Annotated in this window: 11 protein-coding genes and 1 pseudogene; 4 read left to right on the top strand and 8 right to left on the bottom strand. The window is 36.6% G+C overall.

What is annotated here, in order from left to right; translation table 11 throughout:
* Positions 1-6 precede the first annotated feature (6 nt).
* Both NAG76_11600 and NAG76_11595 read left to right on the top strand, forming a co-directional pair.
* The gene (locus NAG76_11600) at positions 7-351 is read left to right on the top strand and encodes a PH domain-containing protein (protein URN92545.1); all 345 of its coding nucleotides are present in this window, start codon (positions 7-9) and stop codon (positions 349-351) included.
* A 96-nt stretch (positions 352-447) separates the two neighbouring features.
* Entirely contained in the window at positions 448-894 is a 447-nt protein-coding gene (locus tag NAG76_11595) for a CBS domain-containing protein (GenBank protein ID URN92544.1), read from the top strand.
* An 89-nt stretch (positions 895-983) separates the two neighbouring features.
* On the opposite strand, the gene NAG76_11590 is transcribed toward NAG76_11595, so the two are convergent.
* Both NAG76_11590 and NAG76_11585 read right to left on the bottom strand, forming a co-directional pair.
* Positions 984-1,634 carry a glycosyltransferase gene (locus NAG76_11590; GenBank protein ID URN92543.1) on the bottom strand — a complete coding sequence of 217 codons (651 nt, stop codon included), beginning with the start codon at positions 1,632-1,634 and terminating at the stop codon, positions 984-986.
* 212 nt (positions 1,635-1,846) lie between these two features.
* Positions 1,847-5,083, bottom strand: coding sequence for an S-layer homology domain-containing protein (locus NAG76_11585; GenBank protein ID URN92542.1), 3,237 nt, complete (start codon positions 5,081-5,083; stop codon positions 1,847-1,849).
* 537 nt (positions 5,084-5,620) lie between these two features.
* Here NAG76_11585 and NAG76_11580 point away from each other — a divergent pair.
* On the top strand, positions 5,621-7,444 hold the full coding sequence (locus NAG76_11580) for an S-layer homology domain-containing protein (GenBank protein URN92541.1): 1,824 nt from the start codon (positions 5,621-5,623) through the stop codon (positions 7,442-7,444).
* A gap of 2,203 nt (positions 7,445-9,647) precedes the next feature.
* On the opposite strand, the pseudogene NAG76_11575 reads toward NAG76_11580, so the two are convergent.
* From NAG76_11575 to NAG76_11565, 3 genes and pseudogenes are all read right to left on the bottom strand, one after another.
* Positions 9,648-9,809 (bottom strand): annotated as a pseudogene (locus NAG76_11575) (cell wall anchor protein).
* A gap of 299 nt (positions 9,810-10,108) precedes the next feature.
* On the bottom strand, positions 10,109-11,713 hold the full coding sequence (locus NAG76_11570) for a hypothetical protein (GenBank protein ID URN92540.1): 1,605 nt from the start codon (positions 11,711-11,713) through the stop codon (positions 10,109-10,111).
* Between the two features lie 459 nt (positions 11,714-12,172).
* The gene (locus NAG76_11565; protein ID URN92539.1) at positions 12,173-13,159 is read right to left on the bottom strand and encodes a stalk domain-containing protein; all 987 of its coding nucleotides are present in this window, start codon (positions 13,157-13,159) and stop codon (positions 12,173-12,175) included.
* Between the two features lie 661 nt (positions 13,160-13,820).
* Between NAG76_11565 and NAG76_11560 the strand changes: the two genes are divergently transcribed.
* The gene (locus NAG76_11560) at positions 13,821-14,252 is read left to right on the top strand and encodes a GreA/GreB family elongation factor (GenBank protein URN92538.1); all 432 of its coding nucleotides are present in this window, start codon (positions 13,821-13,823) and stop codon (positions 14,250-14,252) included.
* An 82-nt stretch (positions 14,253-14,334) separates the two neighbouring features.
* Here the strand turns inward: NAG76_11560 and NAG76_11555 are convergent, their stop codons facing one another.
* The 3 genes from NAG76_11555 to NAG76_11545 form a co-directional block, all read right to left on the bottom strand.
* Positions 14,335-15,141, bottom strand: a complete 807-nt coding sequence (locus tag NAG76_11555) for a MerR family transcriptional regulator (protein ID URN92537.1) — start codon at positions 15,139-15,141, stop codon at positions 14,335-14,337.
* A 202-nt stretch (positions 15,142-15,343) separates the two neighbouring features.
* Positions 15,344-17,533: an alpha-galactosidase gene (locus NAG76_11550; protein ID URN92536.1), complete on the bottom strand. Its 2,190-nt coding sequence runs from the start codon at positions 17,531-17,533 to the stop codon at positions 15,344-15,346.
* Positions 17,534-17,615: 82 nt separating this feature from the next.
* Entirely contained in the window at positions 17,616-18,590 is a 975-nt protein-coding gene (locus NAG76_11545; protein ID URN92535.1) for a LacI family DNA-binding transcriptional regulator, read from the bottom strand.
* Between the last annotated feature and the right edge of the window lie 61 nt (positions 18,591-18,651).

Raw genomic sequence — 18,651 nt, 5'->3', positions numbered from 1 at the left:
CATGACATGGAAGAAGTATTATGGAAGGGAAAACCGTTCAACTTCGGTTTACCTAGCTTTACAAAATATGAAATTACAGATTCAAGAATTATTGTACAAAAGGGCATATTCACAAAAAGACGCGATGAAATACGATTGTATCGAATTAGAGATATTTCAACAAAGAGAAACTTATTTGAGCGTATCATTAACATAGGCGATATTACCGTATTTTCATCTGACACCAATCATGCAGAATTTATACTTCGTAACATCAAAAATTCCACTCAAGTATCGGATTTGCTAGGGGAGACTGTAGAAAAATCACGTATTAAACATCGAGCTCTTGAAGTTGCTGGCATAATGGAATAATTCAAAACCTATTGAGTTTATTTATTACGTATTAGTAGGCTCTATTATGAAGATATTATGTGTATGCATTACAAAAAGGATAAAAGGAGTATCAAAATGAAGAAAGTAAAAGATTTAATGACAGCTGACTGTAAAACGGTAACGCTTAAAGATAATATTTATGAAATTGCCGTCATTATGTCTGAGAACAATATTGGTTTCGTAGCGGTCGTGGATGAACACGATCACTCTAAACTAATTGGATGTGTCACAGACCGTGATCTGGTTATAAGAGGATATGCTGCAAAGCACCCCGGCTCTACAGAAGTACAAACTGTTATGAGCGAAAATCTAATAACCGTCGCTCCAGATCAAGATGCTGAAGAAGCAGCCAATCTCATGGCTCAGCATAAAATCCGGCGTTTACCTGTTATTGAATCAGGTAAATTAGTGGGCATTATCGCTTTAGGTGATTTGGCTTTAGCACATCCAACTGAACATAACGCTGGCATTGCTTTACAAGAGATATCAGAGAATTCTGAAGAACAACAATACTTGCAATAAACTGTTTCTGACATACAAAATTGAAATTGTCCATAATAAAAGCGACTACTCCGCGTAGTAATCTTGGAGTAGTCGCTTCACCATTAGCCTTATTTGAACTTTTTCGGGAACTGCTTAATTATTCCGTCAACAAGCATATCTGCGAACATAATCATATGCTCTTCACCTTTATCAAATGCAACGATATCGGCTTTCCAGTCTTTACTCAATCTAGCTACAACTTGATCGGTAAGAAACTGTAAGTGCTTGTATAACATATCTTTCAATTCTTTATTTGAATAATTAGGGTTAGCAGCACTTAAAAAGTCTGCTATGTCATCTGCATTTTTGTACCATAACTTATTATATTTTTCTAGATCAGCAGTGTTACCAGTTTTCGCTGCATTCGTAACTTGTCCAGCAAGTTCAATATGCTCCCTAAGTATCTTAGTTAGTTTATTGCCGGCTTCTTCACCATAATAAGGCTTAATGGAATTGCCAATATCATCTTGATTTTTTAATAGTCGCTCTAATACATCGGATTTGTCTTCAAGATTGGCTAGATCACTAACAATAAAGCTTCTCGTCCAAAGAACATGATCAATCCACAGTTGCCGCTCTGCCATTCTCAACTCACAAGTAGCTTTATTATTAGGTATTCCATTAGCATGGACGTTCGCCGAAACGATACCTTTGAACGGCACAACCATTAGTGCCATTACAAACAACATTATTACTGAACTTCTGAATATCTTCACCATCTTAAATGCTCCCTTTTGTCATAATTTTTCAGTATATTATGAGCTTCGGGAGTATTTGTTATGCAAAAAATGCTCAAAATAGATTGAAGTAGTTAGCAGAGCTTCTTTTGAGCTGATCTACAGCTTAATTGGTTCTAATAAATTGAAATAAAAAATCCGTCTCACCGTAGATAATTAATCTACGAATGAGACGGATTTTGCCTTGTTATGGTTTAAGGTATAATTGGAGCCGGAAGATGGTGATTAACCTGTATTATTTTATCGCCATCTTTCTTTTCTACTTCTGTAAATACATTATCTTCGTTAGAGTTAGTGAATGTACCTTGTGGTGTTACACCATCAGCATCGTATACCACCCAAACGGTTGGCTTTGAAGGAGACTCGGAGTTATTATCGATAGTACCTGTTACAGTCAATACAGAATTACGAGTCATTCCTGCGTCTTTAGCTACTTTAATACCACTAGATCCATTTCCTTGCAAATATATTTTTCCGGTTAATTCTACTTCAGAAGCATTAACAAGAATTGCTGCATCGAAAAACACGATATCCACATTATTTACTTTTACACCTGTTGCATTATTTACTTTTATACCATAAGAACTACCAAAGAGTAGAATTAGATCAGTAACTTTAACTCCGTTAGCTTCAATTATTATACCGCTGTTTTCTTGATTAATAAAACCAATACCATAATTAACATCTGGACCAGTTCCACCTAATGTTACATTATCACGTGTTATAACAATCTTTTCTGATACCTCAATATCAGCACCTAATGAGATAGTTTGTAATCCCACTTGATCAACCGCTGTACGAAGTTGCTCTTCGTTGTACACATTCAAATAGTAGAACGTTTGAGGGTCGTCGCCTACTCCCTCAGCTTCAATTAGTCGAGTTTCCCAGCCTACTACAGTACCTTGATCTGTTACACCGTCAGCATCACGAGTTACCCAAATTGTTGGGTGATCTTCAGTTTCCTCTTCATTCACGATCGTTCCTGAAAGTGTTAGTACCGAATTACCAAGACCCTCTTCTGTACCTTTACTTACCTCAATACCACCAAATCCGTTGTAGTACAATACTGTTTCTCCAGTTAATTCAACTTGAGCAGCATTAACTAGAATACCCGCATTGAAATATTCTACAGTTACGTTATTCAATACTACATCCTTTGCATCATAAGCTTGAATTCCGTATGATCCTGTCCAATTGGTTTCCTCATCATCAGAATAAAGATATATATTAGTTACTGTAACTCCATCAGCTACAATAACAATACCATGACGTTCAATTGGGTCACTGTTATCAAATATACTTTCAAAGTCGATGTAATATCCATTTCCATCCAATGTAGTATTAGCTCTATCAAGAACCAAGGAACTAGTCAGATATCCGATATCGTCACCCAATGAAATAGTTTTTAATCCCACTTGATCAACAGCAGTACGAAGTTGAGCTTCGTTGTATACATTTAATAGATAGAATGTTTGTTCCTTTTCTAATACAGTTTTTTCAATCAGTAGAGTGTTCCAACCTACAACAGAACCTTCGCCATCTTCAACCCAAATCGTAGGTTTTGATTCAGTTTCCGTAGTATTCAATATTTTTGCATTTGCTCCCACTGTCAAAATAGAATCCGTACGAACCGCTTCTGTACCTTTACTTACTTCAATACCACCGAACTCATTACCCGATACATCAGTTGTACCTGTTAATGTTACAAGCGATGCATTAACTAGAATACCACCATCTGCACCTGATACTGTAACGTTATTCAATGTTACTCCTGTAACATCGTATACTTGAATTCCGTAGTTTCCACCCCAAGCAGGTGTATCTCCAACTTTATCAAGCGTTACTTTAAGATTGTCGATCGTAACATTATTACTTTGAACTAAAATACCATGCTTCTCAGCATTTGTTTCACCAGTCCAATCACCAGCTAGTGAAATTGTATTACCATTACCATTCAAAGTAACTGCTCTATTAATCACGATAGTTTTTGTAGCGGCAATATTTGCCGTTACATTAATATGTGTATAGTAATTATTAGCTAACGCTGCTAATAATTGAGTCTCGTTACTTACGCTTATTGATGTTGAAGGAACAGATGGACCAGGGTTCACCACAGGTGCATCTGGAACAACAACTGTAATACCAGGGGATACTACTAGATTCGTCGGTCTTTTAGCCAATGTTGAACCATTTGCTTTAACATTTGCATTGACTACCGTACCCGTTCCTGTTACATCTGTTGCCGCATTCAGAATAAGATTCGTTACTGTAGTATTTGCAGCAAGATTAATGTTCGTGTCTGCCGCTGCTGCAGTAACCTCTAACGTATTTACTGTACCATTTACAACATTTACTGTAACGCCAGGTACTTCAACGATTACTTTATCGAAGTTTCCTGATAAATCAATTTGTCCATTTGCTTGCTCAGTAATTGTAATGTTGCCGAAACCAGCTCCAGTTAGCGCATTTTCTACAAATATAGCTGGAGTTTTAGCAATAACTGCACCCACAACAGTAATACCAGAAGCAACAATTCTTACTACTCCAGTTGCTTTGTCTACAATAATGGTCAATAAGCTAGAGTTAATAATATGAATACTATTTACTCCACCGCCTTGTACGATTGTGTTACCTTTAACAGTAACATTATCTAGCGTAACATCACCTTCGCCAATACCTTTACCAAGTATTAAGTTACCTTCGATGATTGTATTTTTCAATGTTACATTAGCAACAGTGATCATTACATCTCCAGCAATGGTTTTTTGGCCTGTTTCAGCGCCATAAGTACCTGCTTTTTTGTAAATTGTGAACTGATCTTCCATCGCACGATTAATCATGACAACAGATTCAGCACGCGTAATCTCTTTTTGTGGCTTTAATGTATTATTCGGGTATCCACCGAGATAGCCTAGATCGAATACTTTTGTTACTGCATCTTTTGCCCAAGTAGCAATTTTATCTGCATCAGTGAAACCAGATAGATCTGCTGTTGAAGCACCTGTATCTTTTACTAGATTAGATAACATAACTGCAGCTTCTTGACGTGTTATTAGGTCATTCGGACGTATTGTATTATCCGTGTAACCTTTCACATAACCTGCTTGAACTGCTTTTCCAATCTCTTTCACATACCATTTGTTAGTAGATGACTGCACATCAGAATAATTTAATGTAGCTGTACCTGTTAAACCAAAAGCACGGTTAATGAAGGTCATAAATTCTGCACGCGTGACATCCTTGTTAGGCTTATAAATATTAGCTTCAAATCCTTCTAATAATCCTTGTTCTACCCACTCTTGCAAGTTAGTTTCAGCCCAGTGACCTGAAATGTCTGATGAGCTACTAGCAGATGCCAATGAAAAAGACGGAATCAGTAATAATGCCGAAAGCAATAACGCAATCCATTTACTAGATTTTCTAATGTTCACCAATAATACCTCCTATTTTTATTTTGATTAACTATTGAATATCGCCAATAATTAACCATACGATCACTCTATTAAACGAAACTTATATTTACAATGTTTCACGTTATTGCTATAAATTTCTTGTTTTTATTCAGTTTCATAAAGATTCACCTTCAATAATAATCCACTATAAAGTGCAGATTTATAATATGGTAATATTATTTTGTAGTAGTTTTATTTAATAGTAGTCGTTAGACCTAGTATAAAATCTAGATATTCGCCTATATTATAAATTGATACTACTAGAGACTCAAATTTTTCAATTAATCAATATCTTGTAAATTGAAGTAGCCCTGATCATCAATAGGATTAGCGGGGCTATTCTTAATTCTATATTACAATGTGCACCTAAAATACTAGTCCGCATTAATATCTAAAAATGTTAATAAAATTCCACGATTTACCTCTATTTTATTGTACAATAATTAGTAATGCCTACACTTTGAATCTTTTTTCATAGTGATTTATTGAATACTATAACTGGAGGAAAACGTAATAATGAAAATGAAATTTTTCTTTAAACAAATTGCTGTTGTCAGCGTTACTATGACGTTAGCAGCATCGTTAGTAAACCCAACAATAGCATTCGGTGCTAGTAATGTACAAGAAACCGTTTCTGCAAGAACAGAAAAACAATTATTAGAAAAATGGCAAAAATACTTGCCTTTAGACATTGATAGTTCGAAGTTGTTTGAAGTAGCGCCAACATTATCTGCTCCTTACAGTGCCGGTAAGGTTTCACAAAATGTATTACTTGATGGATTGAATGCAACTAATTTTGCAAGGTACTTAGCTGGTCTACCAGATGATGTTACACTTGATTATTCCATTGCTGAGAAACAACAAGCTGGTGCAATTATTAATGCCATAAACGGATCTTTAACTCATTATCCAGTAAAACCAAGCGATATGAGTGAATCTTTCTACCAACTTGCAGCTGCTTCTGCAGGTTCTAGTAATCTGTCTGCAGGACGAGATACATTGTATGACACTGTATTTTATGGATATATGTCTGACAATGGTAACAACAATCTGCTTTCAGTAGGACATCGTCGCTGGATCATTAATCCGCAAATGAAGAAAACAATGTTTGGATTTGCAGTTGATCCCTCTTCTGTTTATGGAACTTATTCATCGATGTCTGCATTTAACAATGATCGCGATATTAATGAAGTACAGTATGATTATATCGCGTGGCCATCTGCCGGTATTTTCCCTGCAGAAATCATACGTCCAGCTGATCCATGGTCAGTTTCCTTAAATACAGGTCTATATGATAGGAACAAAATATCAGACATTAAAGTTACATTAACTCGTGAGCGTGATCAGAAGGTTTGGAATTTCGATTCTAACGATCGTGATTACGATGGTGATTTCTTCAATGTGAGTTTAAATAATTATGGTATTAACTTCGCTGTTATTTTCCGTCCAGGTAATATTGACTATTATGAAGATGAAGATAAGTTTAATGTTAATATTACTGGATTGCATACATTAGCAGGTGAATCAACTTCACTGTCTTATTCAACTTCATTGGTTCAACTACAGTCGAAATTTGTTAACAGTGCACAGCGGTACATGCTCCCTGGGCAGCAGTTGCAATTCCCAGTAGATGAGAAACCTATTCGCTATGTATCTTCTGATCCTAGAGTTGCGAGTGTTAACGCAAATGGTGTAGTAACTGCTCATAAACGTGGCTATGTTAATATTACGGTTGATGGGTATCTATACACTTCGAACAGCTCTATTCAAATCGATGTTCTTGATAAACCTGAGTCACCAATTAGTTCATGGGCACAATCGAGCTTAACTGATGCTAATAAATATGGTTTGCTTAACTTTAATCCTTATTACTATGATCTAACCGAATCAGTTACAAGGGAATTATTCGTCTCTTATGTCGTGGGACTTCTTACTGCAATAGATCCGACGATTGACTTTACCAAATACTATGATAAGGCTTCTCCATTTACCGATGTATATGACGGTAATTATGAAATCATCTGGGCATATGAGAATAACATTATTAATGGAACTGGTAACGGAAAGTTCTCACCTTATGCAACAATTTCGAGAGAGCAAGCTGCTTCATTATTAATGAAGGTATATCATTATCTTGATGGAAACTTGAAGCGTGGCAAAGCTCCCGTCTTTAGTGATGACGCGAAAATTTCAGCATGGGCGCGTTCATCTGTCACTCAAGCTGCTGAACTATCCATTATGGGCGGCGTATCTGCTACGAAATTCGATCCACAAGGGAAATACTCACATGAGCAAACGATTGTAACTATGGTGCGCTTATTCAATATGTTAGGCCAATAATTTATTATTACTCATGACAAAAGTCATCTTCTATGAAGGTGGCTTTTGTCATTCCCTGTCCGCTTAAAGTAACTCATTAAAACCTTGCACCAGAAATTTATTATAAATAACTTGAATTGTGGAAATGCCTATGTTATATTATTGTTGTGATAATGATTATCAATATCATATAAAGGTGAGATGGCACGCTAGCTTTTCTCCACCCTATATAGTTAATGAACGATAATCATGTCATTCAAATAATTGCGTTAGTGCTCTCTAGTGCAACAACTATGCTAGCCACATAGTAGCAGACTGTCCCTCTATTCAATAGGTAAGCCAAGCCTGTTGATTATGCTCATCTGGTTGCCACTACAAATTATGTTTCAGCTCAAATCTAACCCCATAGCTTGAGCCTCAATGCACTTCCGATTAGTTTCAATTCAGAGCTAATCGGAGGTGTTCTTGTTTTGCTACTTTATAAGAATCCGCTTTTTGAATTTCTTCTAAAAAAGAAGATGTATCCACTATGGATACACCTTCTCTTATCACTCTCATTATATTAATACAATGAATCACCAAAATTCATGGAACCACTTTGAAGTCCATTTAATATGTCATGAAGCATGTAGTAAGATTCATCATCCCCCAAATCTTTAAGGTTAACCGCATCTTTATCTAACACTGGTTTGGCAAGCTTATCGTCAAATTTCGTTTTGGAATCAATGTTAAAGCCAATTTTCAGCGTACGTCTTTCAGCTAGCATATTGAGCATAAGCTCAACATTACCTTTTATCGTTTGATTAGAGTAATTTTCTTTCAACTTCTGATCAACTTTTCGTGTAAAATCACCACTTATTGTTGGTGCATCTTCAATAGAAGTTAAATCAATATTAAACGTGTAACGATCTTCGCCGCCTTCTGTCGTCGCTTCTCGAGCTCTCCAATTAATATTAGCACTAAACTCATCTGAACCAGATGAGTAGGCAGTTAATGTAATCTTACTCTTCGCATCTCTAACTTTGTCGATAATCTCCGTCGTAGTATCAGACTCAATAAGTAGACTAGTAATATCACCATAATTGGAAACTTCGAACTCTATGTCAAACGTTGATTGGTCCACACCTTTCTTTAGATCCCAATTCGTTTGATGGATACTGATTTCAAGTGCATTTGAAGTAAAATCATCCTCCATAGAAATTGTCATTTCACGGTCAATAATTTCATTCTTTTTATTAAGATATAATATCATTTCAAAGCTTCCTAATGATTCTGCATCGATTAAACCAGTTTTCAACTCATATAAACCATCTTCAATTTGTTCTTTCACATATGCTAGTTGTTCAGCAGATGTGAGTGTGCTTGAGCTCTCGTTAATATATGGGAAAAGAGCATTAGCAAGCAACTCCTGCGCTGCCTTATCACCGCGAAGTTTGTCAACTAATGAAATTAGCATTGTTCTAGTTTCATCTTCGTTAATACTCACTGTTAGTTTTTTAGCTTTTATATCACCTTCAGATGTTGTATAAGAGCTATCTTTCTCCAATGTGAAATATTCATCTTTTAATTGAGATACGATGAATCCCGTATATTCCTTTTTCAGTTTTTCCAGTTGTTCTTCTGTAACTTTTGGCACATCAACTTTATCAGCTTCATCTTCCTCAGATTCGGTACCACTATAAATATTTTGTATTTCTTCAAATGATGAATAGTGCATTTTATCAAGATCGCCTATACCTTTGAAAGCAAAGATATCATCATAGAACATAAATAGTGAATCTACGACAGATTCTCCATCATCCTTCACCCTGAAATTATACTGTCCCCACAGATCATTAGGGTTTTGTTTCAAATTAAGTTCAATTGCTCCTTTGTTAATAGCCTCTGCAATTTCATCAAATCCATCTAGATCACTACCCTCTATTGATACATCTCCAGTTAATGTAATGTTAGTATCAGATGCCATCTTTTCAATCATATCGAATAGTGCCATGTCCGCTTCACCAAATAAAGATGAATTGCTTTGTTGATTTTTAAAGGTTTGAAGCTCAGAGTATAAATACAACTCTTTAGCATTTTTATTCAGAAATACATTGAATAATGTAACGGCTACTACTATTAATATAATTGCGCCTACCCCGAGCGAAGCAAATAGTTTGAACTTCTTGCTCTTCAACCATGCTGGAGCTCCTGCACTTTTTTGCACGCTAGGTTGTGGAGTATATCCTTGTGGCGGCATGCCTCCTTGCGGACCATTACCTTGTGGTGCATATCCTTGCGGACCATTGCCTTGCGGCGCATATCCTTGCGGACCATTGCCTTGCGGCGCATATCCCTGTGGACCATTGCCTTGCGGCGCATATCCTTGCGGACCATTGCCTTGTGGCGCATATCCTTGTGGACCATTGCCTTGTGGCGCATATCCTTGTGGACCATTGCCTTGTGGCGCATATCCTTGTGGACCATTGCCTTGTGGCGCATATCCTTGTGGACCATTGCCTTGTGGCGCATATCCTTGTGGACCATTGCCTTGTGGTGGTCTATTTTCCGCTAAAGATTCTGTAATGATTTCATTCTTATTTTCTACAAGCACAAGTGCTGCTTGTCCACATTGCGGGCAAAATTTATAGAATTGTTCAGCCTTCGACTGACAACTTTGACAGATATACATAATTAATCTCCCTTCTATTGAGTGAACTGTTTAACTTCAACGTCATTATACGTGTAATCATCTGAATAGTAATCATAATAATCTACATACGGATCGAAAGATTCGACTACTAAACTACCATCTCTTGCATCATATAGTACATCAATATTTACTGTCATTTTTTCTTCAGTGTCATTGTATGTATCTTCCCAGTAGTCATAAGATAAGTAGTTAAAATTAACTAATGCAGCTAATGAGATATAATATTTATCCTTTTCAGATGAACTTACCCACATGCTATCAAAGGTATATGTAGCTTTCGTAGGGTAGAAACCATCATATGCATACTCAGATAACTGATAATAAAGGGAATCTAATATAACCGTTCGGTTTGCTTCGTTAACATTTTCTAGCAAAGCCTCATCATAATCCGTTACACTATCAAATGCTGAAGGAATAAATCCATCCAATTGTGTGACAATTTTAGAACGTATATCGTCTGGTATTTCTGTGAAGAAAGCATATGTCGAATAATCATAATCACTATCACCATCGTAGAATACACTATCTTTATCTAGTAATAATTCATTAGATTTGTAAGTTCCCCAAGGGAATTCAAATTGTCCAGTTACGGCAACTTCTTTATCATAAGGAATTGGACCAATTCCATCCGTCATCGCTTGTTCAAATGTAATTCCTGTACTTTGTCCGTCAAGTAATACCTCAGCACCCATAACTGATGCTGTCGGATAAATTGTATAACCAAGTATTTCTAGATTAATATAAGAAGAGCTGCCGTCGATTGTAATAGACTCACTAGTTAAAGATCCCCATTTATTATCGAGATTTGCTTGAACGGTCATCGTTCCATTAGAAGCAATCGGACCAAATCGGTACGCATCCCCAACTGTTAGTTTAGTATCTTTACCGTTTAAGTATAATTTGGCTTCGGGGTAGTTAGATTCTAAATACACATACTGTGCATCGATGGATAGATCAATTTCATAATTATGATCTTCTGGAAGTAGCACTTTCTTCTTTGTATTAAGTGACACATATTCACTATCAAATTGAGCATCTAATGAATAGGACCCAGGCATTAATGGACCTATTACTTTTGTATAGTTATCTGACTTAGACGTCACTAAATCTTTTCCATCTAGTTTTATAACTACACCTTTTTGATTCGTATATAACGTAAAATAGTATGGTTGTACTGCAATTTTATACGAGTCAAATAACCCTAGTAATCCTTTTTCCTTTACTAGAGTTAGCATAGAATAATAATCATATTTGAGTCGTTCTTCTTTTTCATTATCAATTTGAGTTTTCAAACTATCAATTTCATCATCAAATACTGAAGATTCCTCATCTAAATATGTAAGAAGTTTCGTTATATCACCCTCAGTTAACTCAAACACAGGGTCATTTGAAACAAGAATTTTGTGGGCAGCTGCAGCATTACCTGATTTGACTGCTGCTTGGAATTTAGAAAGTACAGATTCAGGTTTAGAGTTTGCAGACAAAATACTGTAACCAACGATACTAGCAATAATGAGTAGTCCGATAACACTTGCAATAATAATCAGTACTATCTTACTACTTTTTTTCGTTTCCACTTCTTGCACAAGATTTTCCAACGTGATACACCCCTATCTAAATAATAGGGTAATTATAGCATATTATAAGGAAATTTCGTCATTATTGCCAAAAAATATATGATGTTTACGCAGGATAAGAGCTATTATTACAAATAACAACAAAAAAAAGGATGCCTTTGGCATCCCCTTTGAACTGCTACTATTGTTCTATTATACTAATTATTCTACTATATTATTGTTCATCTAGTTTCGAAACTATATTCTACTAGTCCTACTCATTGTTACTTTAGAACTATTAGTTTCATTATAATTTGATCTTACACCAAATTCAACCATTTTTTTGGATTCCGATAAAAATATTGTGTTTTTATGGAGTTTATTGTCGCTTCGCTTTAGATCACGGTAAATTATTCTGATGACTATATGCCTATACAATACAAAAATAACCTTCATCCGATAGTGTGAGCAATCAGAATGAAGGTTATAAAATATTATACGCTATTTAGCAAAGCGATGGTTTCCAATGGTAGCTACAACCGTTAGATTAGACCCACTTGAATATTTAGGATTGAAGAAGTATACTGCCCCTTCAACATTGTTCTTACCATTCAAAGCATCTTTAGCTGCTTGTAAGACACTTGCATTTGGTACTGCTTTGGCAAGTAAGCCATTATGTGCTGGTGGGAATTGTTTTCCTGAATAGATAACGTCTTTAATTGTATCAGGGAAATTAGAGCTTGCTACACGGTTCAATATTACATTCGCCACTGCTAATTGACCTTCATAAGACTCGTATCCAGACTCGACTTGAACGATCTTAGCAAGCAATTGATATTCTTCATTTGTAAATGGTTTTGCTTTTTCATCAAGGATTGAAGGTAATATAACTGCTAGTTTCATCCCATTCTTAACTTGATCTTTTGAGGAAAATTTATTTCTCTTTACAACTTCTGCTTGCGTCAAGTTATTATCCGCACTAATCTTAGCTAATGAATTTTCTTCACTTACGACTGCAAGCGGTACACTCGTTAACGTCAGCACTTTCTTATCAATGTCCCAAGCCGCCGTAGCATGTGCAATTTCGGCTATATAACGAACAGGTACATACAATCTACTATCATATAGGTAAGGCGCTGCTTCAAGCTTATAACGCTGATCATTAAAATACACTGTAGGAACTTCATTACCGAATACTACCTCATCGTTACTTTTCGTAATGATTGTTGCTTCTTGTGTGTTAGAATCCCAGCTTACTGACGCACTTAATGATTTGGATACTAATCCTACCGGCACATATACTCTACCATTTACCATATGTAGTGGAGATTCTAGCTTAAGTGAACTACCATTCAACATAACTTTTGCATCTTCAACCTCTCGTTGATCTGCAGCTGCGGATACTGAGAATGGAACTACAGTAAGTAGTGCGATGGCTACGATTGCTAGCACGCTCAATCTGCTTACTTTCATTATTAGTTTTAACATAAGTCCTCCCGACTAATCTTTTTATTGCTTGAGGTAATGTATGTTTAGCATTATAGCATAGCATTGAAGCCCATTTTCATTAGGATTTTTACATAGATGAAGATTAGATGAAGATTATTAGAGCGGTTCCATTATTTTTATTTGCAATTTATTATTCGCAAAATCATTCTAATCCCTTGTCACACCTACAGTTTTCAGCATACTTTCATATATTTTTCAACTGAAATTTTCACCCGTATTTTTTTCTGAATTTATTCTGAAAAATGTGAGAAAACGATACTTTTGAAATAAATCTATACTATTTCAACCCCAAAATGAACTAATTATGAGAAGTATGTCAACTTTTTAGTATGCCCTTTGTTACTTATTATTTCTTCGCATTAATTACTTCGTTATCCAAATCTGAGGTACAATTTACAGTTACCTTATAGACTTATTTGGTTAATTTGATACTATTAAAGGAGACCCCATTCAAGCTCAATGGAGGGTCTTTTTATACTACGATCTAATACTTCGATAGACTTTATGTTACACGAAGCTAGAATCGCAATCTGACAGCTTTGAGTTTCACTTGAAATTGTTAAGGAGGAATTAACTATGTCAAATGTACGTAACGTCGATATGTTGGCGTATATGGTAAGTGTCGGGGAGGAAATCTACTATGAACCATAGTGTTGAATGGAAAGTGCAACTGCACCATTATGAAGAGCAGCTTGTCATTATTGAAGAACTGCGTAGTAAACAGCTTGAGAAATATATATTGAAGCAACATGGACTAACGAAAGAACTGGAACAACTACTTGAAAGTTATATGCAAGAGATTAAGAGGAGACTTACGCTTCATAACGCGCCTGAGGAACAGCTCGTTATGCTGAATACTAATGTTGAGATTGAATATGTAGAAGATGGCTTTATCGATACCTATAGCATTGTTGCTCCGGATGAGATCGATCCAGAGCAAGGGAAAATATCATTGCTTTCACCTGTAGGAAGTCAACTGCTACTAGCTCCATTACATAAGCAAATGGAACTTTCGACACCAGCTGGAACAATGACGATTCGTGTCATTAGCATTAAAGAACAACTCACGTAACTTCTCTACAAAAAACTACAAAGGCAAGCTCATTTTCGCTAGAAAGTGAGCTTGCCTTTATTTATAATTTTCCTAGATCACGTCATATTCTAATCTCTTGCTCACTTTCCTGCTCCAACTGTGTATGATAGATGATATCTACAAGCTCCATTAAATTGTCGATATAATCTGTTTCTTCTTTACTTAAAATACTTGGAAAAAGAGCTGGATCAAGTGCATCCTGATCCTTTTCGAACAGCTGCAATTTCTCTTTTTCCTCCTCTGTCATATTCTTTGTCGCTTTCATCAATAGTTCTGCAAGCATACTATATAGAGACAATCCTACTGAAATAGCCTCCTCCGAAGTATGAGATATACCTTGTTGTTGAAGCTCCAATATTTGCGATAGTAGCGTCACCATTTTCATTTCTAATTCAAGCTTCTCTTCCATATGTTGATCATCTTGAAATATGACGTTCACTATTTGTGAAGGTAAATGCATAAGGAGATGCTCGCGTTGCTTATTCTCGTTTTGCAAATTATGAATCATTAATAGCAGGAAGCCTGCAGAAATTGAATCAACTTTAGAAGTTATCTTTTTGATGCGATCAAGCGATTCAATAATTCCATTAAGCTCATCTCGCTTTTTTATAAGCCATTCATGCTGCTGATCGAATACTTCAGCCATAGATACTTTCTCATCCGCTAATGTATCTGCTATATCCTCTAGTGAAAAATTCAAATACTTCATCGTTAATATTTTTTGGAGTTGAACGAGGTCTTCTTTAGAGTAATAACGATATCCTCCATCAACGCGTAATGTAGGTTTCAGTAATCCCTTTTTGTCGTAATATCGTAACGTTCTCTCGGTAACACCTGTCAATTTGGCAAATTGTCCAATTCGATACATAGTATCAGCCTCCAAATGATCTATTTATCTTCATTATAAAGGTTGACGTAACGTCAAGCTCAATATAATTTCTATGAAATACTAAGACATTCAGTTAATAGTTTTCTTATTACTAACAAAAAGACTCAATAAGATGACCTTTGAAAGTGTCTATCTTATTGGGTCTAGTTTATTCAAAACATACTATGATTAATAGTTCTTATTAAAGCGCAGTTAGACGATATACACAACTTTGGAAGTCACCATAGAACTGTGGAACCGGATGGCCTGCATACATCAATTGATCTCCCGCAAATACTCCACCATTTTGACCTTCTAAACGATATGTTTTATTCGGATCAAGCCCTTGTAGTCGGAAACGACCAATAGCACCGTTAGGTTCTTGTAGTACTTTCACATATACCACAAATGCTTCAGACTTATCTTTAGACACAAACATCCAAGAAGTTTCATTGCCTTCAAATGGACTTAATAAACGATAGAAGTCGCCGAATGAAACAATCGGACGAATATCTTTGCAAAGCTCAATTTGCTCTTTCACAAGTTCCTTCTCTTCATCAGAGAATTTAGACAGATCAAGCTCATAACCGAAGTTACCAGATAACGCTACATTGCCTCTAGTCTCAAGTGAAGTCATTCGATTAACTTGATGATTCGGCACAGCAGATACGTGTGCCCCCATAGCACTTACTGGATATACGATACTTGTACCGTATTGAATTTTCAGACGAGAAATCGCGTCACTATTATCACTTGTCCATGTTTGTGGCATGTAGTACAGCATACCCGCATCAAAACGTCCTCCACCACCAGAGCAAGATTCAAATAATATATGTGGGAATGCTGAAGTAATACGTTCCATTACATTATATAGTCCAAGCATATATCGATGAGCCGTTTCACGTTGACGATCTGCTGGTAATAGAGCTGATCCAATCTCTGTCATATTACGATTCATATCCCATTTCACATACGTAATCGGGGCGCTTGCAAGCACATCAGAAATGGTTTCTACAATATAATTTTGGACATCTTCACGTGAAAGATCTAGAACTAACTGATTACGAGCTTCCGTACGTCGACGACCATCTACATGAAGACACCAGTCCGGATGATTTCGGTACAATTCACTTTCAGGTGAGATCATCTCCGGCTCGAACCAAAGACCAAATTCTAACCCTAGATCACGTACCTTTTTCACTAAACTTTCAAGACCATTAGGTAGTTTCTTACGATCAACAAACCAATCTCCTAGTGAAGTGGTATCATTATCACGTTTGCCAAACCAACCATCATCAAGTACGAACAACTCAATACCAAGTTCCTGTCCTGCTTGTGCAATGGCCTCAATCTTTTCTTCATTGAAATCGAAGTAAGTTGCCTCCCAGTTGTTCACGAGGATCGGACGAACTTTATCTCTGAACTCGCCACGTGTTAGACGACTACGATATAGATCATGGAAACGACGAGACATCCCACCGATACCTTCATGTGAATGTACCATTACAACTTCAGGAGCTTGGAATGTCTCACCCGCTTCAAGCTTCCAGTTGAAGTCAAATGGGTTAATTCCCATAAATAGACGAGAGTGCAAATAGGGATCTACTTCAACACCAGCAATAAAATTACCACTGTATACAAAGTTAACACCATATACATCACCATGTTGCTCCGTTGCACCTTCACTTACTAACGCAAGAAATGGATTTTGTACGTGACTGCTTGATCCACGACGACTTTCGATCGATTGCATACCTGGCTCTAATTTACGACGATGAATATAACGCTCTCGCACCCATGTACCAGATAATTGAAGCATTTCATAGTTGTAACCTGGCATATCTACATTCATACTTAGCGCACGATTCAAGTTCAATACGTCTGTACCTTCATTACGATATTGTACAGAACGTGTAATTGCACTGAAATCACGGAATGCGGTATAGGATAATACGATTACTGCATTCGTAAGTTGATCTCGAAGGGTAATGAGTAAAGTTTGAGCTTCATCATTAGTTTCAGCATAGACGCTAGGTAGACCATCTAGCTTCGGTTTACCGTTAATAATTTCATGAGACTCATAGCGGAAATCAGTAACCGTACTACCATTAGGTAATTGGAACTGATAAGCCGGAGAACGGAAATCAGAATCACCATAAGCAGGTAGCTCTTGGTGTAGTGTATCTAATGAATATTCAAGTTGATCCAAATCAGTACTTGGTGTGAATGAATTTCTTAAATTAAGTTGATACAAGTCATCTAGGTATTCTCCTGATACTTTACGTCCCCAATAAATATGAGCAATATGACCTTGATTCGTAATCTTCACAGCATAGCTTGTATGTTGTGATTGTAGGTGAAACACTCTTGTAGCTTCGTTATATGAGATCATAGTTACACTCCTAATATTTGATTGATGTCTCTTAGTTGGCTTCGAATATATTAGCCATCACTAGTCTAAACTGATACGTTTATCAATTGCTAAACTTCATACAGCTTTCACGTTCAACGAATGTTGTATTCAACTTAACTTGCATAGCGACTTTTCGGCCTTCCATTCTTTCAACTAGCATTTTAACTGCGGTTTCACCTAGTAATTCAGTATGCGCATGAACCGTAGATAATGGAGGATTAACAAATCCAGCAAGTTCAATATCGTTAAAGCCGACAATTGATATTTCTTTCGGTACAGACACACCTGCTTCATGTAACGCATGTAATGCCCCGACTGCCATATGATCACTTGCAATAAGACAAGCCGATGGTCGATCACTTCTAGCTAGTATACGTTTCATGGCTTCATATCCACCTTGTGATGACCAATCATCTACCCATTCTACACAAGCATAATGTTGCCCATATTCACGCATCATACGAGAATAAGCAACATAACGATGCTCTTGAGATTGTCTCAATGCGCCAGGTTCTCGCAAAGAATGAACCCTCTCTACACCACCGATAAATCCAATTTTCTCATGACCTAAACTTGTCAAGTATTGATAGGATGTTCTAATTGCTCCTTCAAAATTCAGATGAACAGAATCATAGTCTAATAGTTCTTCACCGTGATTGACGAACACGATTCGATCTGGTCGAGGGAAAATATCTAGAACATCTTGCACTTCAATCGAACCTACAACTAATAAACCATCTAGCTCTGCTGCATCTTCATATGCGGTTGTATAATCCCCGCGAATGATTTTCGTAATAGCAATGCCTAACTGCTCACAATGAATTTCTATTCCTCTACGAACTGCTGCAAAGTATGGATCGTTCTTTTCTTCTTCTGTCGTGGACCAGAATAACAATCCAATTTGCAAAGATGAGCGTTGCATTTCTTGTACCAATTTCTTCAAACGTTGTGGCTTATAATTAAGTTCCTCGGCTATTGCAAAAATACGTTCACGAGTTTCAACACTTGTGCTAAGCGTAGTATCATTATTCAGCACTCGAGATACTGTTGCAGTGGACACTTCAGCTAGTTGCGCGATTTGGCGAATTGTAGCGATA

The sequence above is a fragment of the Candidatus Pristimantibacillus lignocellulolyticus genome (assembly GCA_023639215.1).
Lineage (GTDB): Bacteria > Bacillota > Bacilli > Paenibacillales > Paenibacillaceae > Pristimantibacillus > Pristimantibacillus lignocellulolyticus.
This window is presented reverse-complemented; position numbering and strand designations above follow the sequence as displayed.

What these genes read in the sequence shown, in the direction of transcription:
- NAG76_11560 (URN92538.1), top strand. Translation starts at nt 13,821, where the DNA reads ATGAACCATAGTGTTGAATGGAAAGTGCAACTGCACCATTATGAAGAG.
- NAG76_11555 (URN92537.1), bottom strand. Translation starts at nt 15,141, where the DNA reads ATGTATCGAATTGGACAATTTGCCAAATTGACAGGTGTTACCGAGAGA.
- NAG76_11590 (URN92543.1), bottom strand. Translation starts at nt 1,634, where the DNA reads ATGGTGAAGATATTCAGAAGTTCAGTAATAATGTTGTTTGTAATGGCA.
- NAG76_11550 (URN92536.1), bottom strand. Translation starts at nt 17,533, where the DNA reads ATGATCTCATATAACGAAGCTACAAGAGTGTTTCACCTACAATCACAA.
- NAG76_11580 (URN92541.1), top strand. Translation starts at nt 5,621, where the DNA reads ATGAAAATGAAATTTTTCTTTAAACAAATTGCTGTTGTCAGCGTTACT.
- NAG76_11600 (URN92545.1), top strand. Translation starts at nt 7, where the DNA reads ATGGAAGAAGTATTATGGAAGGGAAAACCGTTCAACTTCGGTTTACCT.
- NAG76_11595 (URN92544.1), top strand. Translation starts at nt 448, where the DNA reads ATGAAGAAAGTAAAAGATTTAATGACAGCTGACTGTAAAACGGTAACG.
- NAG76_11565 (URN92539.1), bottom strand. Translation starts at nt 13,159, where the DNA reads ATGTTAAAACTAATAATGAAAGTAAGCAGATTGAGCGTGCTAGCAATC.